This is a genomic window from Streptomyces sp. NPDC018019 (assembly GCF_044327805.1).
Lineage (GTDB): Bacteria > Actinomycetota > Actinomycetes > Streptomycetales > Streptomycetaceae > Streptomyces.
In genome coordinates this window covers 305,942-326,876 of sequence record NZ_JBIRGD010000004.1, presented here as the reverse complement: position 1 = coordinate 326,876, position 20,935 = coordinate 305,942, and the positions used below count along the sequence as shown (strand labels likewise).

Annotated in this window: 13 protein-coding genes; 7 read left to right on the top strand and 6 right to left on the bottom strand. The window is 73.6% G+C overall.

Going from position 1 to position 20,935, the window contains the following annotated elements:
- The first annotated feature begins 539 nt into the window (after positions 1-539).
- From ACH4FX_RS09750 to ACH4FX_RS09725, 6 genes are all read left to right on the top strand, one after another.
- Positions 540-2,468: a YfjP family GTPase gene (locus ACH4FX_RS09750; protein ID WP_398476929.1), complete on the top strand. Its 1,929-nt coding sequence runs from the start codon at positions 540-542 to the stop codon at positions 2,466-2,468.
- Positions 2,469-2,801: 333 nt separating this feature from the next.
- Positions 2,802-3,617 carry a single-stranded DNA-binding protein gene (locus tag ACH4FX_RS09745; protein WP_398476927.1) on the top strand — a complete coding sequence of 272 codons (816 nt, stop codon included), beginning with the start codon at positions 2,802-2,804 and terminating at the stop codon, positions 3,615-3,617.
- A gap of 339 nt (positions 3,618-3,956) precedes the next feature.
- Positions 3,957-5,363: an LAETG motif-containing sortase-dependent surface protein gene (locus ACH4FX_RS09740; protein ID WP_398476925.1), complete on the top strand. Its 1,407-nt coding sequence runs from the start codon at positions 3,957-3,959 to the stop codon at positions 5,361-5,363.
- Positions 5,364-5,859: 496 nt separating this feature from the next.
- On the top strand, positions 5,860-7,524 hold the full coding sequence (gene ettA / locus ACH4FX_RS09735; protein ID WP_398476923.1) for an energy-dependent translational throttle protein EttA: 1,665 nt from the start codon (positions 5,860-5,862) through the stop codon (positions 7,522-7,524).
- A 5-nt stretch (positions 7,525-7,529) separates the two neighbouring features.
- Positions 7,530-7,976 (top strand): acyl-CoA thioesterase, encoded by a 447-nt coding sequence (locus ACH4FX_RS09730; RefSeq protein ID WP_398476921.1) that lies wholly within the window; start codon positions 7,530-7,532, stop codon positions 7,974-7,976.
- Positions 7,973-8,779 carry a hypothetical protein gene (locus ACH4FX_RS09725; RefSeq protein WP_398476919.1) on the top strand — a complete coding sequence of 269 codons (807 nt, stop codon included), beginning with the start codon at positions 7,973-7,975 and terminating at the stop codon, positions 8,777-8,779. The genes ACH4FX_RS09730 and ACH4FX_RS09725 overlap by 4 nt, the downstream gene beginning before the upstream one ends.
- Positions 8,780-8,905: 126 nt before the next feature.
- On the opposite strand, the gene ACH4FX_RS09720 is transcribed toward ACH4FX_RS09725, so the two are convergent.
- Positions 8,906-9,310, bottom strand: a complete 405-nt coding sequence (locus ACH4FX_RS09720) for a globin (protein WP_398476917.1) — start codon at positions 9,308-9,310, stop codon at positions 8,906-8,908.
- 74 nt (positions 9,311-9,384) lie between these two features.
- Here ACH4FX_RS09720 and ACH4FX_RS09715 point away from each other — a divergent pair, with 74 nt between their 5' ends.
- A complete protein-coding gene (locus tag ACH4FX_RS09715) occupies positions 9,385-10,452 on the top strand; it encodes a methyltransferase domain-containing protein (RefSeq protein ID WP_398476915.1) in 1,068 nt (355 codons plus the stop codon).
- Between the two features lie 117 nt (positions 10,453-10,569).
- Here the strand turns inward: ACH4FX_RS09715 and ACH4FX_RS09710 are convergent, their stop codons facing one another.
- From ACH4FX_RS09710 to ACH4FX_RS09690, 5 genes are all read right to left on the bottom strand, one after another.
- On the bottom strand, positions 10,570-12,051 hold the full coding sequence (locus ACH4FX_RS09710; RefSeq protein WP_398476913.1) for an FHA domain-containing protein: 1,482 nt from the start codon (positions 12,049-12,051) through the stop codon (positions 10,570-10,572).
- Positions 12,052-12,594: 543 nt separating this feature from the next.
- Positions 12,595-13,974 (bottom strand): VWA domain-containing protein, encoded by a 1,380-nt coding sequence (locus ACH4FX_RS09705; protein WP_398476911.1) that lies wholly within the window; start codon positions 13,972-13,974, stop codon positions 12,595-12,597.
- 348 nt (positions 13,975-14,322) lie between these two features.
- Positions 14,323-15,945 (bottom strand): protein phosphatase 2C domain-containing protein, encoded by a 1,623-nt coding sequence (locus tag ACH4FX_RS09700; RefSeq protein WP_398476909.1) that lies wholly within the window; start codon positions 15,943-15,945, stop codon positions 14,323-14,325.
- 346 nt (positions 15,946-16,291) lie between these two features.
- On the bottom strand, positions 16,292-19,408 hold the full coding sequence (locus tag ACH4FX_RS09695) for a tetratricopeptide repeat protein (RefSeq protein WP_398476908.1): 3,117 nt from the start codon (positions 19,406-19,408) through the stop codon (positions 16,292-16,294).
- Complete coding sequence (locus tag ACH4FX_RS09690) at positions 19,405-20,748, bottom strand: hypothetical protein (RefSeq protein WP_398476906.1); 1,344 nt, start codon at positions 20,746-20,748, stop codon at positions 19,405-19,407. The genes ACH4FX_RS09695 and ACH4FX_RS09690 overlap by 4 nt, the downstream gene beginning before the upstream one ends.
- Positions 20,749-20,935: the final 187 nt, after the last annotated feature.

The window sequence follows — 20,935 nt, the reverse complement described above, 5'->3', positions numbered from 1 at the left end:
AGGGAGGCGTGCAGGGGGCTGCGGGTGAGGTGGCGCCGGGGGCCGGGCCAGGGCCTGAGTACGGGCCTGGGGAGCCGTCCGGCCATGAGCTGCTCCGTGAGCAGGCCCGGGAGCCGGAACCGGAAGCAGCGGCTGCCCCGCCAACGGCCACCGAACCGTCAACCGCCCCCGAACCATCAACCGTCCCCGATCCGGCCACGACCGCGCGGCCTGGGACGGCATCGGACCCGAGCACGGCGTCGGTCCCGAGCACGGCGTCGGACCCGTGCTCAGCATCGGACCCGGGCGCGACGACGCACCCCACCCCGGAACCGCCCCCGGACCCCACCACCTCGGACCCCACCACCCCGCTCCCCGAGGCGGCCTCACCTCCCCGTCCGGCCGATACCCCCTCCTCCTGGGACGACGGGCTGATCGCCCGCCGCGCCAAGGACGGCTCCGGCGCGAAGCACGCTGCCGGGCGCCGCTCCACTCAGGCGCGGGAAGAGGCGGCGGAGTCCTCAGAGGGCGGACGGCCGGAGTGGCGTGACTGGTCCGAGTTGCAGGAGTGGGATGAGCGAGATCAGTGGCTGACGGAGGACGAGTGGCTGAACGACGACGAGTGGCGTAGGCAACGCGATTGGCAGGAGTGGGAGGACGAGGGGGATAGCGAACTCGAAGCCGTACTGGCCGTACTCAAGGAGCCCGAGGAGCCCGTACAGGAGCCGCGAGGCAGACGGGACCGTGTAACAGGCCCACAGGAGTACGGGCGGCCGCCCTCCAGGGAGCGGCGGTCCGCGGCGGAGCGGCTGCGTCCGCGGCTGGACGCCCTGCGCGAACTGATCGGACTGTCCCGGACGCGGCTGGACGGGGCGACCCTGGCCGAGGCGGGTCGGGTGCTGGACGCGGCGGACGAGCGGTACCAGCTGTCGGGTGAGCACACCGTCGTCGCGGTCGCCGGCGCCACCGGCAGCGGCAAGTCGTCACTGTTCAACGCGCTGGCCGGGGCGGACCGCTCGGACGTGGGCGCGCGCCGGCCGACGACCGCGGAGCCGGTGGCCTGTGTGTGGTCCGGCGGCTGGCCGGGAGCGGAAGCGCTGCTGGACAGGCTGGGAGTGTCGGCGCGCCGCCGTCACGCGCCGGGCCCCGGCGCGCCCGCGCTGCCCGGCCTCGTCCTCCTGGACCTGCCCGATCACGACTCGGCCGCCGTCGGGCACCGTGAGCAGGTCGACCGGATGCTGGAGCTGGTGGACGCGGTGATCTGGGTCGTCGACCCGGAGAAGTACGCGGACGCGGTGCTGCATGAAAGGTATCTGCGGCCGCTGGCGGGCCATGCCGAGGTCACGTTCGTCGTACTCAACCAGGTGGATCGGCTGCCGGGGGATGCCGCCGTACAGGTGGTCGACGACCTGCGGCGGCTGCTGGACGAGGACGGGCTGGCCCTCGGGGAGCACGGTGAACCGGGCGCGGCCGTACTGGCGCTGTCGGCGGCCACGGGGGAGGGCGTCGGGGAACTGCGGGAGATGCTCCGGCAGTTCGTCGCGGAGCGGGGCGCCGCGGACCGGCGGCTGACCGCGGACGTAGACGCGGCGGCGGGACGGCTGTGGCCCGCTTACGTGGCCGACGGGCGGTACGGGCTGACGGAAGCGGCCCGGGAGGAGTTCGAGGACTGGCTCGCCGAGGCGGTCGGCGCCGGGGCGATGGGCAGTGCGGCGGAGCGCGACTGGCTGCGGCACGCGGAGCGGGCGTGCGGCACGCCCTGGCTGCGGTTGCGGCTGCGCAGACGGGCCGGCGCGGGGCGTGGGCGGCCGGGCGGCGGACGTACGAGCCCGGGGCGTACGGGGGCGTCGCGGCTGTGGCACCGGGACGCGTGCACGGAGGTGGACTCCGGCGCCGACGCGGCCGGGGAAGACCAGTGCGGCACGGTGAGCGGCTGGGTCCCGGTGGACGGGCGGGCGACGGCGCGTCCGCTGGTGGAGCAGGCCGTACGGACCGTGGCGGGGGAGGCGTCGGAGGGGTTGCCGGGGCCTTGGGCCCAGGCGGTGCGCGAGGCGGCGGTCCGGGGTGCCGAGGGACTGCCGGAGGCGTTGGACCGGGCGGCGGCGGTCTCGGAAGGAGCCCTGCGGGCCGGACCACAGGTACGGCCGCGGTGGTGGACGGTGGCCGCCGTGGCCCAGGGACTGCTGACGTTGTTGCAGGTGACCGGCGCGTTGTGGCTGCTGGCCGTGATGATCGGCGCGGCCGAGACGGGGGAGTGGCTGTCCGCACTGCTGGTGACGGCCATCGGGACGGCGGGCGGCCCGGCGCTGTCCTGGGGGTGCGGCGTGGCGGGACGCGGCCCGGCCCGCCGGTACGGCCAGGAGGCGGAGCGCCGGCTGCGTACGGCGGCGGCGGTCTGCGGACGTGCCGCGGTGCTGGAACCGGTCGCCGCCGAGCTGTTCCGCTACCGGGATGTGCGGGAGCAGTACGCGGTGGCGGCGGGGTTGTGAGCGCGGCAGCGGAGCGGGCCGGCGGCCGGGCAGCCGGGCGGGCCGGCGGCCGGGCAGGCGAGCCGTCGAGCCCAGGCATGCCGACCGTCCGGCAGCCAGGCATGCGCGCTGCCCGGCCGCCGGGGAGCGCGGCAGTCCAGCCTCTGGACGGTTCACCGTTCCATTGGCCCGGCCGGGTGAAAGCCCCGTCCGGGTGACGGAGTTGTCCACAACTCGGTGGTAACGCACAGGCCCCGGCGGGCATCGGCGAATCCGTGCAGCATGGGTTCCACGCGAGCAGGCCCGGGACCGGGCCGAAGGGCCCGCCGGGGGCCCGCGACGGGGGAGGCGACGATGATGTACGACACGATGGTGACGCTGGTGGGGAACGCCGCGACGGCGGTGGAGCACCGGCAGACCACGACGGGCGCTTCGGTGGTGCGGTTCCGCCTGGCGACGTCCTCGCGGCGCTGGGACAAGGAGCGCTGCTGCTGGGTCGACGGGGACCCGAGCTTCTACACCATCCGCGCGTGGCGGACGCTCGCGGATCACGTCGCCGCTTCGGTCTCGCGCGGCGAACCACTCGTCGTGCACGGCCGCATGCGGGTGTGGGAGAGGGAACTGCCCGAGGACAAGGGCGGACAGCGGCGGGTGTCGGTCGAGGTGGACGCGGTGGCGGTCGGGCACGACCTGTCGCGCGGCACCTCCGCCTTCCGCCGGGTCACCCGCCCGCGCACGGAGCCGGCGCCGCCACCCACCGAACCGGCCGCCCCCGGTTCCCGAACGCCGAGCCCACCGGGTACGGCACCACAAGCGCCCCCGGACCGCGCACCGGCCGAACCGGACTGGGCGGCCCCAGCCCCAGCCCCAGCCCCAGCCTCTGCCCTGGACTCGGCCTCGACCCCTGCCGCGGTCTCGGCGGCCGGGGCGGAGCCCGAAGCGACGGCCGGGGCGGCAGCGAGCGCGACAGACGGAGCGGCGGCCTGCACGGCGACCCCCGCAACGGCTGGCGCGGCACCCGAAGCGACGAGCGGCGCATCACCCGGAATTGTGGGCGACCCGCCTCCGCACACTCCCCCTGAAGCCGGCGACAAGTCGCCGCCGGGCGTGGACGATCGCTGCGATCCGGCGGCAATCGCCGTACCGGAGCACCCTGTTGCCGTGGCCTGACATAGCGTGATCGGAGTGTTGCCGGGCGTTGTCTTCCCTACCACTTCCGGCGCTGCCCGACCACCTCGGTGAGTGATACGCCTGAGAAGACGTCAGTGCCCGGAAAGTCCCGGAGATTTGTCGATAATGCCAGGTCAAGCGGGGTGTAGTCGGTAACGATTGCGATTCGGATCGCTTATGGGACGGTATTACGGGGGACCCTGTTGTGCTCGCTCTCTAGGATCCGACGGGTACTCACGAGTACTCACGGGGGCTGATGTATTCGGCTGTTGAGTTCCTTGGGTTCATTCCGGCGAGGCTTCTCCCCTATCGACCCCGCCTCGCCCAGAGGGGAAATTCATGATTTCAGTGAAGAGGCGGGGCGCAGCCCGCCTTGCCGCCGCGGTCCTGGCGTCGGGTCTGGTCGCGGCGGGTGCGATAGCGACCGCGGGTCCCGCCGCCGCTGACGACGCCACGCCCGCTCACGGCGGCGCCAGCGCGACGCTCGACGGTCTGAAGACCTACGGCCAGGCGGTGCTGCACGCCAACGGTCACGATCAGCAGATGGGCGCCGGACTCTTCGAGATGAAGGTCGACAACGGCGGCACCCTCCAGACGTACTGCATCGACATCAGTACGCCGACGCAGCAGCAGGCGAGGTACCAGGAGGTGCCCTGGAGCGCATCCTCGCTGCACGACAACAAGGACGCCGGCAAGATCCGCTGGATCCTGCAGAACTCCTACCCGCAGGTCAACGACCTGGCCTCGCTCGCCAAGAAGGCCGGTGCCGGGAGCCTGACCAAGGAGACCGCTGCCGCCGGTACCCAGGTCGCCATCTGGCGCTTCTCCGACCACGCCAAGGTCGACGCCGTCGACCCGGCGGCCGAGAAGCTCGCCGACTACCTGGAGAAGAGCGCACAGAGCCTCACCGAGCCCGAGGCGTCGCTGAAGCTGGACCCGCCGGCTGTCTCCGGCAAATCCGGCAGCAAGCTGGGCCCGGTCACGGTGCACACCAACGCCAACAGCGTGACCGTCTCCCCGGCCGCCGGTGCCCCCGCCGGCGTCAAGGTGGTCGGTGCGGACGGCAAGCCCGTCACCAAGGCGGCCAACGGCACCAAGCTCTTCTTCGACGTGCCCGCCGGCGCGAAGGACGGCGCCATGTCGCTGACCGCCCAGGCCGCCACGAAGGTCTCGGTCGGCCGGGCCTTCACCGGCAGCGTCGGCCGCGTCAAGAGCCAGACCATGATCCTGGCCGGCTCCAGCGAGTCCACCGCGACCGCGACCGCCACCGCCTCCTGGAAGAAGCAGGGCGCGGCCCCGGCCGTCACCGCGGAGAAGAACTGCGCCAAGGGCGGCGTGGACGTGACGGCCACCAACAAGGGTGACGCCGCGTTCCGCTTCCAGCTCTCCGGCAAGGAGCACGTGATCGCGCCGGGCAAGTCCGAGACGATCACCGTCCCGGTCGGCGAGGACCAGGCGTACGAGATCACGATCAAGGGTGAGGGCGGCTTCAAGAAGACCTTCACCGGGGTCCTCGACTGCAAGACCGCCGGCACCACCCCCGGCAAGCCCTCGTCGCAGCCCAGCCCGGCCACGGCCGGCGGCACCAGCGCGGGCAGCAGCGGCACCACCGGCGGCGGCGACCTCGCCGAGACCGGCTCCAGCAGCGCCACCCCGGTGATCGCGGGCGTCGCGGTCGCGCTGGTCGTGGTCGGCGGCGGCGCGGTCTTCTTCCTCCGTAAGAAGAAGGCGGGCATCACCCAGTAACCGAGGTACGGGTGTCATCCGGTCGCCGGGGTGCGGGAGCAGCCCGGCGACCGCACCGCCGGAGCGTAAGCCGCTCCGCGTGTGACCGGGCGCACCCGGCCACCACGCGCGGGGGCATCCCGCCCGTCCCGTGACGTACGGAAAGCACGTACACGACCGTACGGAAAACACGCACCGCCAAACACGCACCGCCCTCCGTGACCGAGCCGGACCTGTTCCTCGGCCACGGAGGGCGGTCGTCGTTCCCGGCACTGAACCGGACGGGCAACCGGCCGAGGCCGGACCTGGACGGAAGAGGATCTTGGACGGGCCGGGGATCGCGGAACCGCGCCGCGGCAGACCCCCCGATCCCCGTCCCGTGAGGTACTCGTTTCCATCGTGGGCTGGCCGTACGGCAAGATGGGGTGTATCTGCCCTCGCGCGGCGGAGCCGCTCATCGGCCCACGCGGCGGAGCCGCATTGACCATGACAGATCCAGACTGCCGGACGGTTTCTCTTGGCTGAGTACATCTACACGATGCGCAAGACGCGCAAGGCGCACGGCGACAAGGTCATCCTTGACGACGTGACGCTGAGCTTCCTGCCTGGCGCGAAGATCGGTGTCGTGGGGCCCAACGGCGCCGGCAAGTCGACGGTGCTGAAGATCATGGCCGGTCTTGAGCAGCCGTCGAACGGCGACGCGTTCCTGACCCCGGGCTTCACCGTCGGGATGCTCCTCCAGGAGCCGCCGCTGGACGAGTCCAAGACGGTCCTGGAGAACGTCCAGGACGGCGCGCGCGAGATCATGGACAAGCTCAGGCGCTTCAACGAGGTCGCCGAGCTGATGGCGACCGACTACTCCGACGCGCTGATGGAGGAGATGGGCAAGCTCCAGGAGGACCTGGACCACGCCAACGCCTGGGACCTCGACACCCAGCTGGAGCAGGCCATGGACGCGCTGGGCTGCCCGCCCGGCGACTGGCCGGTCACCACCCTCTCCGGTGGTGAGCGCCGCCGCGTGGCCCTGTGCAAGCTGCTGCTGGAGGCCCCCGACCTGCTGCTCCTCGACGAGCCCACCAACCACCTGGACGCCGAGTCCGTGCAGTGGCTGGAGCAGCACCTCGCCCAGTACGCCGGCACCGTCGTCGCCGTCACCCACGACCGGTACTTCCTTGACAACGTCGCCGAGTGGATCCTGGAGCTGGACCGCGGCCGCGCGATCGCCTACGAGGGCAACTACTCCACGTACCTGGACAAGAAGGCCGCCCGCCTGAAGGTCGAGGGCCAGAAGGACGCCAAGCGCGCGAAGCGTCTGAAGGAAGAGCTGGAGTGGGTCCGCTCCAACGCCAAGGGCCGCCAGGCCAAGTCCAAGTCGCGACTGTCCCGTTACGAGGAGATGGCGGCCGAGGCGGAGAAGACCCGCAAGCTGGACTTCGAGGAGATCCAGATCCCGCCGGGCCCGCGCCTGGGCAACGTCGTGGTCGAGGTCGAGCACCTGAACAAGGCGTTCGGCGACAAGGTCCTCATCGACGACCTGTCGTTCACCCTCCCGCGCAACGGCATCGTGGGCGTCATCGGCCCCAACGGCGCCGGCAAGACCACGCTCTTCAAGATGATCCAGGGCCTGGAGCAGCCGGACTCCGGCCAGATCAAGGTCGGCGATACGGTCAAGATCTCCTACGTCGACCAGAACCGCTCCAACATCGACCCCAAGAAGACCCTGTGGGCCGTGGTGTCGGACGAACTGGACTACATCAACGTCGGCCAGGTCGAAATGCCGTCCCGCGCCTACGTGTCGGCGTTCGGCTTCAAGGGCCCGGACCAGCAGAAGCCGGCCGGTGTGCTGTCCGGCGGTGAGCGCAACCGCCTGAACCTGGCGCTGACCCTCAAGCAGGGCGGCAACCTGCTGCTCCTCGACGAGCCGACCAACGACCTGGACGTCGAGACCCTGTCCTCGCTGGAGAACGCGCTGCTGGAGTTCCCCGGCTGCGCCGTGGTCGTCTCCCACGACCGCTGGTTCCTGGACCGCGTCGCCACGCACATCCTGGCGTACGAGGGCGACTCCAAGTGGTTCTGGTTCGAGGGCAACTTCGAGTCGTACGAGAAGAACAAGGTCGAGCGCCTGGGCCCGGACGCGGCCCGTCCGCACCGCGCCACGTACAAGAAGCTCACCCGGGGCTGAGCCGCGTGCGACACCTCTACTCCTGCCCGCTGCGCTGGTCCGACATGGACGCCTTCGGCCACGTCAACAACGCGGTGTTCGTCCGCTACCTCGAAGAGGCGCGGATCGACTTCATGTGGCGGCTGGCGCCGGGCGAGGGCAGCACGTCCTTCTCGGGCGGGTCCGTCGTGGCCCGCCACGAGATCGACTACGTACGGCCGCTGGTGCACCGGCACGCGCCGGTGACCGTCGAGTCGTGGGTGACGAAGATAGGCGCCGCGTCGATGACGATCTCCTACGAGATCAAGGACGAGGACGCGGTGTACGTCCGCGCCTCGACCGTCGTCGTCCCGTACGACTTCGCCGCGCAGCGGCCCCGCCGTATCACCGCGGAGGAGAAGGAGTTCCTCCGGGAGTACCTGGACGACGCCGGGAGCGGCACGAGGCAGCAGGAGGGGGCCGTCGCCGCATGACGGCGCTGCGCCTGGCCGATGCCGGGGAGGCGGCGGACCTCGCCGCCTTCCTGGCCCGGCTGATCCACTACGACCGTGCCGCGGCGGTGCGGTTGCAGGCCGGGGACGGGGTGCTCGCGGTGTTCGGCCGCCCGCCGTCCTTCGAGGTGCTGGCGATCCGTACGGCCCGCCTGGCACCGACCGCTCCCGCCTCCCGGTCCGGCTCCGGGACCCGTGGCGGGACCAGCTCCGACGCCGGGGCGTTCTCCCGGACCGCCCCCGTGGCGGGCCTGGACCTCACCGTCTCCGCCGGTGACCTGCTCGAAGGCATCGACGAATCGGCGGACAGCGTGACGCTGCCTGCCGCCGTCACCGGTCCGCCGTGGGCCGGGGTCCTGCCGCCGCGCGGCGGCTGGCAGCAGGTACCGGGGCTGCCGTCGCCGCAGGCGCTGGGCCGGACCGTGGCGCTCGCGGTCGCCGAATTCCGCGCCCGCGACGAGGCGCTGCCGCCGGAACGCCGTACGCGCGCCGAGCGCGACCGCATCGGGCGCGAGATCTGGTCCCGCACGCTGGGCGACACCCATCTGCCGCTGCGCGCCGCGCACGCCGCGCAGTCCCTGGGCTTCCTGCGTCCCGCACGGGCCGAAGCGCAGGCGGGCGGACCCGGCCCCGCGGGCACCGGTCACGCCGCCGGGGCCGCGCTGGTGGACCCGCCGACGCTGACACTGCTGGCCGCGGGCGGCTGGCTGCGCCTGCGGACGCCGTACGGATCGGTCGCGGTCCGCACGAGCGGCCCGTCGGCGCTGCCGGTGACACCGGCCTGAGGCGTGCGTGCTGGCCGGCCAGGCGAGAGGCCGGGGCACGTGAAACGCAGGAACATGTGAGGCCGGGCACGGAGTTGATCTACGTACCCGGCCCGCACGACTTCGGCGGCCTCCGCTGCCCGCCCCTCAGTCGGGCGTATTGATCATCGAAGCCGCTGCATACGTCAGGTAGTTCCACAGCTGCGTCTCGTGCTCGGGGGACAGCTCCAGGGAGTCCACCGCGTCCCGCATGTGCTTGAGCCAGGCGTCGTGGGCGGCGCGGTCCACCGTGAACGGCGCGTGCCGCATGCGCAGGCGCGGGTGGCCGCGGCCGTCGCTGTACGTGCGGGGGCCGCCCCAGTACTGCATGAGGAAGAGCGCGAGGCGCTCCTCGGCCGGTCCCAGGTCCTCTTCCGGGTACATCGGCCGCAGCAGCGGGTCCTCGGCCACGCCCTGGTAGAAGCGGTGCACCAGGCGGCGGAAGGTCGGCTCGCCGCCGACCTGCTCGTAAAAGGTCTGTTCCTGAAGCGTGCCGCGCGGAATCTTGTTCACCCGTCCATGGTGTCAGACGACTCGGCGGTGCCGGACGGTTCGGCCGAGGACCTGCGACGTAGGACAGTGGAGACATGAGCGGTAGCGAGGCCGGCCGTCGGCCGGGCCACGAGCCGACGGCCGTGGCGCGGGCCGAGCTGGTCCGGCAGATCAGAGCGGCCGGCGGGCTCGGGGACCCACGCTGGCACGCGGCCTTCGAGGACGTGCCGCGGCACCTGTTCGTGCCGTACTTCTTCGTGGCCACGGCCCGCGGCTACCAGCGGCTGTCCGGTTCCGACCCCGACCCGGAGCGGCGGGCGCGCTGGCTGGAAGGCGTCTATACGGACGGGCCGCTCGCCACGTACCTACGGGACGGCGAGCTGGTGTCCACCAGCAGCCAGCCGTCGCTGATGGCCATGATGCTGGAGGACCTGCGGGTCGAGGAGGCGGAGGACGCCGGTCCGCCGGGCACCGGCTGCCGCGTCCTGGAGATCGGTACGGGCACCGGCTACAACGCGGCCCTGCTGGCGCACCGGCTCGGCGCGGACCGTGTGACCACCGTCGACCTGGACGAGGAGATCACCGGTCCGGCGCGTGACCGGCTGGCCGCGGCGGGTTACCGGCCCACCGTGGTGACCGGCGACGGCGCCCGCGGCTGCCCGGAGCGGGCACCGTACGACCGGATCATCGCCACCTGTGCGCTGCCGTCCGTGCCCACCGCGTGGATCGAACAGTGCACGGCCGGCGCGCTCGTCCTCGCCCCGCTCGCCACCGGCCTGATCGCGCTCCGTGTGACGGATCCGGGAGCGGTACGGGCGGAGGGGCGCTTCCTGGCCACGCCGGCGTACTTCGTTCCTCTGCGTACTCGTGACCGTACGGGTGCCGGTGCGTGTACCCGTGTCCGTACGGATCTTGGTGACCGGGTCTCGCTCCAGGAGCTGCCCCCTGATGTACGGAGGGACGAGAGCTTCCACTTCCTGTGGTCCCTGGCCGCCGGCAGCCTCACTCTCGACGAGACCCTCGCCCTGTGGCAGCGCGCAGGCCGACCGCGCCGCGAACGCTTCGGCGTCACCGTCGACGGGAGCGGGCAGGACGGGACCGGTCAGTACGCCTGGCTTGATTCTCCGTGCGGACCGTACAGGTGGCCGCTGGGTGGGGGATGACCGCGGCCAGCGGTCCGTGATGTCCGGGCAGCGAAAAGCACCGGGCAGCGAAAGCGCCGACCGCAGGGTGGGTGCTGAGGTCGGCGCTTTCCGGTGGTTTCCGGTGCTGTGTGCGTGCTATGCGCGGCGGACGGTCATGGTGGTCCAGGCGCCCACGTGAATGCGGTCGCCCTCGTGGAGGGGCGTGGGCACGTAGGGCTGGATCGGGTCCTCGGCGAGGTTGACCGTGGTGCCGTTGGTGGAGTTCTGGTCGACCACGGCCCAGTTGCCGTCCGGCTGCTGGACCAGGAGGGCGTGCTGGTGCGAGACGCCCGGGTCCTCCGGCGGGCGGCCCAGGTCGATGTCCGGGGACTCGCCCGTGCTGTGCCGGCGGCGGCCGATGGTGATCTGGCCGCCGGTGAGCGGGACCTGCTGCTCGGGGGAGTAGGCGGGCAGGTTCAGTCCCGCCGCCTCCGGGCCGCTGCGGCCCATCATGGCCATGAAGTACTCGCGGTCGGGCGCGATCGCCACGACCCAGCCGTCACCGACGACGGGCGGCGGCCCGGGCGGCGCGGCGGGGCCCGGAGCAGGGGCGTTCCACTGCTGTTCGGGCTGCGGCTGCTGCGGGCCCGGCTGCTGCGGCGGCCGGCCGAAGGGGCCGGGCTGCTGCTGCGGCTCGAACGGCGCCTGCGGCGGGGCCTGTTGCGGGGCGTGCTGAGGCTCGAACGGGGCCTGCGGCGGCTGTTGCTGAGGAGGCTGCTGAGGCTCGTACGGGCCCTGCTGCGGCGGGGCGGGCGGACCCTGCTGCGGCGGCGGGAAACCGTAGCCGCCCTGGCCGCCGGGGCCACCCTGCCCGCCTTGACCGACGTGACCACCCTGGCCGCCCTGGCTGTGGTCCGGGCCGGACTGGGGGCCCGGCTGTGCGGGTGGCGGGGGCGGGGCCTGCGAGCTGGGCGGCGGCAGCGGCCAGTCGTCGTCGGCAGACCGGGGCGGAAGCGTCGGGCCGGGCTGACCCGTGGGAGCGCCGTGCGGGGGCTGCTGCCCGGGCGGCTGCTGCCCGGGAGGCGGCGTGGGGTGGCCCTGCCGGCCGGACGGTCCCTGCTGGCCTCCCTGCGCGGGCCGGCCGAACTGGCCGGACTGTTCGGGGGCGAGCGGTTCGGCGGGGCGGTTGATCTGCGACGGGCGCGAGCCCTGGTACTCGTACTGCTGCGGCGGGGTAGGCGGGCCCTGCTGCGGCGGCGGGAAGCCGTAACCGCCCTGACCGCCCGGCGGGCCGGGGGGCGGCGGGGCGTACGAGGTCGCCGAGTGCGTCAGGAAGTTGTAGCGGCACTCCTCGCAGAACGGGGCCATCGCCTCACGCGGCGTACGGCACTGCGGGCACAGCTCCGGCTGGCCGGGCTGGTCGGGCCCGCCCTGCGGCCCCGGCCGGCCCTGCGGCTGCGGCGGCGGGCCCGGCTGGGCGGACTGGTCGGGGCCGGGCCTCTGAGGGGGAGGTGCCGGAACGTTCGGGTCGGGAGTCAGCGGGGGGAAGCCGTAACCGCCCTGGCCGCCTTGGCCGCTCTGACCGCCCTGGCTGCCCTGCGGGACGGGTGCGGGGGCCGGGCCGGGGCCTTGGCCCATCGGGCCCTGACCTGCCGGGCCCTGACCTGCCGGGCCCTGACCTGCCGGGCCCTGACCGGCGGGTCCGCCCTGCGGTGCGGGCGGCGGGGGGACCTGGGATGCCGGTCCCTGGGGCGGCGGCCCCTGCGGGGCGGGAGCCGGGGGAGCCGTGTTCTGAGGAGCCGGGGGCGGGGAAGCCGGGGGCAGACCGGGGAAGCCCTGCCCGCCCTGGGAACCACCGGGGCCGCCGGGGCCCGCTTGACCGCCGTGACCTGCGGGACCGCCCGCCTCACCAGGACCGCCCTGGGATTCCGGGCTGCCCTGGGGCCCCGGACCACCCTGAAGACCAGGTCCGCCCTGGGGAGCGGGCGGCGTCGGCTGGCCGGCCGGCGGAGTGTTGAGGAAACCCGCGGGCAGGGAGGGCGGCGGGGGGACTGCGCCCGCCATCCGGTGGCCGCACACCTCGCACCAGTCTTCGGCCACCGACTGATGGCCGTTCGGGCAGGTCGGCATGTCGGATCTTCCCCCTCAGTACCGATTGTGTTCGGTAGTACGTCTGGTTTGTTATTTCTTGACGCGAACTGTCTTCGTCGAGCGCGTTTCGAGCGTCATCTCGTCCGCCTCTGTGACCTTCGCCTTCAGTCGCACAGTACCGGTCGCCGCGTCGACGACGTCCACCACCTTCGCAAGCAGTTTCGCAGTGTCCTCGTTCCCGGATGCGCTCGCCAGTTGTACGGCTCGCCCCAGCTTGGCCGTGGCGCCGTCCACATCGCCCGACTTGCGGGCATCCAACCCTTGCTGGATGACCTGTGCCAGTTCGGCTTGCCCGGTGTAGTGGGCGACCTGGGGGTTAATCGTGGTCGAAGCGGCCATATCGTCCGTCCAGACCGCCCGTACGAGACCTTGCGCGAGCGTCCGTGCGGACCCGCCCGGTTCGGGGAGGACCAGGGAGGCTCGTGCGGCCAGCATCTCCCTGCCCACCTCGGCGGCCGGAACCCGTACGCATATGTGGTAGTCGCGGGACTCGTCGCCCCAGGAACCTGTCGGATAGTCGCCGGTCCGCGGGCCGGATTCGGTACGGCGGCCGGTCAAGTCCTCGACCGACGGTGCCACTTGCTTCACGAAGGCGACCTGCGCGCCCTGCGGCGTCCACAGCCGGAGGGTGACGTCGGCCACCTCCTTGCCCATCGCGGCCTCCATCATCCGCGTGAAGTCGGTGGCCAGCCCGGCCGGGTCGGCGACGATGTCGGCCGTGCCGAGCAGGGCCGAGGCGATGCCGGTGACCTCCTTGACCTCCCAGTCGGTACCGACGCCGCGGGCGTCACAGGTGAAGCGCCCGGCGCAGGCGTCGAGGGTGGCACGCAGATCCTGGGGCGACTCGTGCTCGTTGCGGCCGTCGGTGAGCAGGATGCCGTGCCGGATGCCGACGTCCGCGTCGGTCAGCAGCCGGTCGGCCAGCCGTAACCAGGTGCCGATGGCGGTGCCGCCGCCGGCGCTCAGCTTGCGCAGCGCCTCCTTGGCCTGGGCCCGGGTGGTCGGGTCCGCGGTGGCGAGCCGGCCGCCGCCCGGGTAGACCTCCGCGGCCTGGTGGGTGCCGGCCACCACAGCGAAGGCGACACCGTCCCGTACGGTGTCGATCGCGGCGGCGGTCGCGTCGCGCGCGTTGCGCATCTTGGTGGGCGGGTAGTCCATCGAACCGGAGCAGTCCAGCATGATCACGACGCCCGCGTGCCGGGCGGCTCCGGCACCGCCACGGCCGCGCGCGGCACCGAGGGCGCCCGCGTCCGTACCGGCGGCGAAGAGCGGCAGACCGCCGCTGGTGCCGCCCCCGGTGGCGGTGACGGTGACGATGGCGTTCACCTCGCGCCCGTCCTCGGGCAGATACGCGTTCTGGTACACCTCTGCGGAGAACCGCGGCACGCTGGACTTGGCGAAATTGGCCATCTGTTCCGCTCCTTCGGTCCACCGCGCGGCTCCGGTACGGAGGTCACGCGGCGGTGACGAGACACATGGGCGGGCGGAAGTCCCCGTGGTCATCCCCCCGTTGGCGCCTTACTCCTGGTGGATCGGTGCGGTGCGGTCTGCCGGCTTCCGGTGCGGTCTGCCGGCTTCCGGATCGGTCCGGTCCGATGCGGACCGCCGGGGGCCGGTGCGGTGTGCGCTGTGGACTGTGCGGTTCGGTGCGGTCGGTGCTGTGCGGTCGCTGTTGCGGTCATCCGGACGCGGCCGGAAGCGCCGCGGCTTCCGGCCGCCGGTGCCGTCGCGGGCGGGCGGCACGCTCCGGGCGGGCGCTCAGGCCGTTCCTGCCCGCCCCGGTGGCGCCGGGAACGGCACCACCGCCACTGTTACGTTGTCGTGGCCCCCACCCGCGAGCGCGTGGGCGACCAGGGTCCGCGCACTGTGCAGCGGCCGGTCGTGCGCGTCGGCCGGCAGCGCCGCGGCGAGCTGCTCCGCGGCCTCGGCGTAGTTCCACAGCCCGTCCGTGCACACCACCACTACACCCGGTCCGTCGGGCTTGAAGGAAGCGGTGTGCGGCTCCAGTTCGTACGCGTCCGCGCCCAGCCAGCCCGTGATGGCGTGCGCGCGGTCGTCCGCGTACGCCTCGGCCTCCGACATCAGGTTGTTGGCGACCATCTGCGCCGCCCACGAGTCGTCCTCGGTGAGGCGGACGGGGGGCGCGCTGCGGTCGTCGGGGACCCAGTACGCGCGACTGTCGCCGACCCAGCCGATGACCAGCAGCCCGCCGCCGATCACCGCGCCCACGAATGTACAGGCGGGAGCGTTCTGCTGGCGGTACGGAGCGTGCTGCTGCGGCTGGCTGGGCGCGGCGGCCAGGGCGTTGACGGCCTTGGCGGCGGCGATGATCGCGTCGTGCATGGCCCGCTGCGGGTGCGTACCGCCGGGCAGGGCCGCCAGCAGCGACCGGGCCGCGGTCCCGGACGCGGCGGCGGACGCGTCGTCGGGCCGGGACGCGGAGGAGACGCCGTCGCAGACGACGGCGAGCACCGCGGGCGAACCGTCCGGCAGCGTCCCTTCGGCGACCGCGAAGAAGTCCTCGTTGCGGTGGTGGCGGTGGCCCCGGTCGCTGACGGCCGCCACGCCCGGCAGTTCGCGTTCCATGTGGTCGCGTTCGCGGGGCTGTGCGTGGCCGCAGTTCTCGCAGTAGCCGTCCTGGGCGACCGTTCCCGCGTGGCAGACCGCGCAGATCCTGGTGCCTTGGGCGGGGGTCTGGTGTTCGGGGGAGGAGGGGCCTGCTTCCGCTGGTTGAGCCGGGGGTGCGGGGTGGGTGGGCCCTGCGGGCTGCGCCGGATCGCCGGGCGTCCGGTCGTCCGAGGAACCGGACGCCGACTCGGCGGCGAGGCCGAAACCGGCGACCCGGGGGTCGGGCGCACTGTGCGGGGCGGCGGGCCGCTCCGTACGGCCCGGCTCCGTACGGCCTGGTTCCGTACGGCCGGGCTCGACACGGCCGGGCTCCCTACGGCTCGGTTCCCCACGGCCCGGTTCCGTACGGTCTCCGTACGGGTCGGAGGCGGCGCTGAGCGAGGCACCGCCCATGGCCAGGGTGCCGTCCGGGCCCGGCACATGACCGGACGACGGCGGAATGCTGGCCTCCGCGTGCGGCTTCCGCGACTGCGGCTCTCCGTGCGGCACCCGCGACTGCGGCTCCCGCGACTGCGGCTCTCCGTGCGGCACCCGCGACTGCGGCTCCCGCGACTGCGGCTCTCCGTGCGGCACCCGCGACTGCGGCTCCCGCGATTGCGGCTCCGCGTGCGGCACCCGCGCCTGCGGCGCTCCGTTCGGGTGGGTGGCGCCGGGCGCGTACGGGGGATGGCCGGCGTGCCGGGTTTCGGCGCCGTACGTGGGGGGCTGCGTACCGTATGCGGTGGTCTGGGAGTTGGCGCCGTATCCGGGCATCTGCGCACCGTACGCGGCAGTTTGGGCGTACGGCGGGGCCGGACTGGACGCGGCCACCGCCCCCGGCGCCACCCCAGGCACACCCCCCGACGTAGCCCCAGGCTCAACCCCCGGCACCGCCCCCGGCATCAGGAACGACGCGGGCAGCGTCACCGGGCCCGACGGGGACGCCGTTCCGGGCGCCGGGTGTCCAGCGGCGTCGCCCAGCGGGACCGTGGGGCGGTCACCGGCATCCTGCGGCCCGGCGGGGGCCACGACGTCGGCGCCGCAGAACCCGCAGTAGTTGTCCCCCGGTTCGAGCGGCTCGTCGCAGCTCGCACACCGGAACGGCCCTGTCACACCCATGTCACACCCACGTCCTGGGGCGGAAGCGGTTGGCCCGTTCCACCAGCTCGATCCTTTCCTCGCCGCGCTGCGCCAGCCGGGCGAGCAGTCTGAACGACTGCTCCAGGCCGAAGCGCAGGCCGCGTTCGTCCAGTGCGCTGCCGAGCAGACCGGGCCGGGCGGCGGTGCCGCCGGAACCGGAGCCCTGGGCCCCGGACGGCAATGTACGCCCCCGCTGCCCGGCACCGCGGCTACCGGAGAGTACCCAGTCCAGCGCGCAGCCCAGCACCTCGGTCGTCAGCCGCTCGCGGCGCTCCGCGTCCAGCCCGGACGCCGCCAGCCGTTCGACCTCTCCGGCCGCCGCCCGCAGGTCCTCCAGGAGCGGGTCCAGCGCGGAGCGTTGCCGCAGCCGGGCCCGGATCGCCGCGATGCGCGCCGCAGTGTAGTGAATGGAGGATTCCGGTACGGATTCGAGCGCGGCCACCGCGCCGGCCCGGTCGCCGTCCGCCAGCCGCACCCGCGCCAGCCCGAACGCCGCGCTCACGTAACTGTGGTCGGCGGCCCACACCAGCCGGTAGTACTCCGCCGCGTTGTCGAGCTGGCCCAGCACCTCGGCGCAGATGCCGAGCGCCAGCTTCGGCGCCGACTCGCCGGGGAACGCGTCGTACATCGCGTCGAACGACAGCGCCGCCGTCTCGTGGTCGCCGTTCGTCAGCGCCACCAGGCCCCGGTACCAGACCACCCGCCAGTCCGCGGCCCAGTCCCGGTCCGGCTCCGCCTCGATGGCGTGCAGTTCGCGCTGGGCCGCCGCGCCGTCGCCCATCTCCAACTGGGCGCGCAGCTTGCGCAGCCGGGTCTCGATGGTGTCGGCGGGGGCCGCGCGCAGCGCGCTGACCAGCTCGGCGGGGGCGGCGGCCAGCAGCCCGGCGAGGAAACCCGCGTTCGGGTCGGTGGGATCGACGCGCGGTACGGGCAGGGCGAGGACGGCGAGCCCGGTGTCCAGCGGACGCAGCGCGGGCGCACCGCGTGCCCCGCCGACCACCGCCGCGGCGCCCGGCCCCGACGTCCCCGGTTCCGCCGCCCCCGGTCCCGTTCTCGTCGCTTCCGCCACCCCCGATGCGGCCGTTCCCGATACCGCCGCCCCCGGTGTCGCCGCCCCCGCTTCCATCGTCCGCGCGCCCGTGGCCGACGTGACCTCATAGGCGACCTGGGCGGGAACGGCGGGCTGAGTGCCCCGTCCCGCCGGGGGCGCGGCCGGACCGCCGATGCCGGCCGGGGCCCCGGAGGGAGCCGTACCGGCGCCGACGCCGCCCGGCGCGCCGATTCCGGTGGCCGGACCGACCACCGCCTTCCCGGAGCGCCGGCCCAGCCACCCCGGCCACCCCTTCCGCGCCGTACGCCCGGCCGCCACCGCGCGGGCGCCCAGCAGGGACGTGTCACCCGTCGCCCGCGCCACCACGTCCGTGTCCACGACGCGCAGCTCCGGCCCGAACAGCGTGGACAGCGCGGGCCGCTGCTCGCCCGTCTGCAACGCCACGACCTCCCGCAGCACCCCCGTCAGCTGCTCCGCCATCTCCTCCGCCGAGGAGAAGCGCCGCGCCGGGTCGGGGTCGGTGGCCCGTACCAGGAGGCGGTAGAAGGACTCGTACGTACGGAAGACCTCGATGTTGTCGGGGTCGGGCAGCGAGTCCACGAAGACGTTCGTGTAGCCCTGGAAGTCGAAGGTGAGCACGGCGAGGGTGCGCGCGACCGTGTAGAGGTCCGAGGCGACGGACGGGCCCGACTCGGCGACCTCGGGCGCCTGGTAGCCGATCGTGCCGTAGATCGCGCTCTCGTGGTCGTCCATCCGGCGGACCGCGCCCATGTCGATCAGCTTGAGCTGGTCGTGCTGCTGGATGGCGTTGTCGACCTTGAAGTCGCAGTACAGGAGGTTGCGGCTGTGCAGGTGGCCGAGCGCCTCCAGGGCCTCGATGCCGTACGCGCACGCCTGCTCGACCGGCAGCGGGTCGCGCCGCCCGTTCGCCGTGCGCCGCTCGTTGGCGATGTCCTTGAGGGACTTGCCGCCGACGTACTCCATGACGATGTAGCCGTCCAGGCTGCCGGTCGTCCGGTCCAGGTGCTCGACGAAGTTGTAGATGCGGACGATGTTGGAGTGTTCGATCTCGGCCAGGAAGCGGCGCTCGGACGCGGCTGCCGCCAGCGCCTCCTCGTCGCCGGTGTCCAGCAGGCCCTTGAGCACCACCCAGCGGTCGGAGACGGCACGGTCGATGGCCAGGTAGATCCAGCCCAGGCCGCCGTGCGCCAGACAGCCGACGACCTCGTAGCTGCCGTGCACCACGTCGCCGGGGCGCAGCTTGGGCACGAAGCTGTACGGGTGGCCGCACTTGGTGCAGAAACCTTCCGTACGGCCCGGCCGGTCGCCGCGCGCCCGACCCACCGGGGCACCGCAGTCGCTCCGGCTGCAGAACCGCTTGCGCTCGGGGACCTCCGGGTTCTTCAGGACGGCCGTACGCGGGTCCGGACGCGGTACCTCCGGGACCGTCACCAGCCCGGCCCCCAGCCGCCCGCGTGCCGGTCCGGAACCGGTGCCGCGGCCGGCGCTGCGTACGGAGACGGACATCGAGCGCGTCGAGGCGCCCGGCAGGGAGCGGGAGAGCCGGCCGGAGACGGAGCGCCGCGAGGTCGCGGAACGGGCGGAGGCGGCGGACGTCCGGCCCTCACCGGAACCGGAACCGGCGCCTCCTGAGCCTCCGGATCCCGCGCCTCCGGAGCCGCCGGAACGGGCACCCCCCGAGGCTCCGGACCCCGCGCCTCCCGATCCTCCGGAACCGGCGCCTCCGGAGCCGCTCGGGCCGGCGCCTCCCGATCCCTCGGAACGGGCACCTCCCGAGCCCCCGGAACCCGATCCGATCGCGGTCCCGGCCCCCGTCCCGGCCCCGCCCCCGAGTCCGCCCCTGACCCCGGCCCCGCCCCGCCGCACCGCCGTGACCCCCGTGGGCGGTGAGCCCACCAGCCCGTCCGGTGACACGACCGGCGCCAGTCCGCAGGTGTCGCAGTACAGTTCGCCGCCGCCCACGTCCTCGTACGTGCCGGGGCAGTCGCGCCGCTGGCACGCGCCGCCGGTGTGCTCCTCGGTCATGCTTCCCCCTGTGGTCCGTCCGCCGGCCCCCGGCCCGGCCCCGGTGGCACCAACGCCTCGGCCACCGCCTGCTGGTAGCGCAGTACCGCCTGCTCGGCCGCCCGCAGGTCGCACGGCGCGCTCCACAGCATCCGCCGGGCGACGTCGTACCGCTCGGTCAACAGTGGGTCCTCGGCCAGGCCGTGCCGCGCGGCCTTCACCTTGTACGCGTCCAGGCGCCCGCGTAGTTCGGCCCGTACCGCCAGCGGTGCCGTGACCGCCGTCAACGACTCGCGGGCGCGGTGCAGTTCGTCCTCGGCCCGCTGCTCCAGGCTGTCCAGCAGGGGTGAGAGCCGGTGCCACTGGGCGTGCCGGCGGTATTCGGCGGCGGTGGCCAGCTGCTCGTGCAACGCCGTGGGCGGGCCGCTGACGGCGGGCACCTCCGAGGCGGCGATCTTCGCGAGCACCTCGCCGCGCGCCTGCCGCGCCTCGGTGAGCGTACGGTCCGCCCGGGACAGCACGTCGCGCAGCTGCATCAGCCGCCGCTCGGCGTCCTGCCGCACGTCCAGCACCGCTTCGATCTCCCGGCGGGCGTCCTCCAGGGCGAGCGCCGCACGGTCGTAGCGGGCGGTGTCCGGGCGGCCGCCGCCGGGCGCGGCGCTGCGGTCGGCGTCCGGCACCCAGAAGGCCAGCGGGTCGGACACCACTTGGGCGCGCAGCTGCGTCAGCTCGTACGTGATCCGTTCCAGGTCGTCGCCGGCCGGGTGCTCACCGGGGCGTACGCCGACCGACCGCGCCAGGGACAGCGTGCGCCGCAGCTCGGCGGCGAGCAGGTCTATCCGTGCGGGCAGCGCGGACCACACGGCGTCGGCGGCGACGATGACGTCGAGCGCCGCCGCGTACAGTCCGTTCATCCGCTCGACCAGTTCCTCCAGGCTGAACTGCTCGCTCAGCCGGGCGGGGCCGGTGAACTGTGCCGCGCCCCCGGTGGCCGCGCCGGAGACCGTGACGCGGGCGCCGCGGAGCAGTTCGGTCAGTTCGGCCAGGTCGTCGGGGGACGGCCAGCGGCGCCGGGCGCGCAGCTCGCGGGCGGTGGTGAGCGCTGCCGTGTACGCGTCGAAGTGCGCCCACAGGACGGTGATGGACTGTTCGGTGGCGGCCCAGCGGTCCTTGGTGACGCCGGTGAGTTCGGCGCCCTCCAGGAGCCGGCGGCCCGCGTGGTCCTGGAGGGCGAGCAGCGAGGTCTCGATCGCCTCGTACTCGGCACCGAGCCGGCCCAGGGCACGGTCCACCTCCTCCCGGTCCATCACCGGGGCTTGGGGCTTCCCCGGCGAGCCGGGGAAGGATCCGGGGACCCCCATCGATCACCTCTCCAAAGTGCGTGTGGTGCACGGCGGTTGTCATGGCGGTTGTCATGGCCGCCGCGGCTGGTGCGTTCGGCGGTACGGCGGTGCGGCGGTACGACTGCGGCCACGGCTCCGACGGTGCCGGGACCACGCCACGGCGGGGCCGCGGTCGCGCTGCCGACGGTGCCGCGGTGGTGCGGTA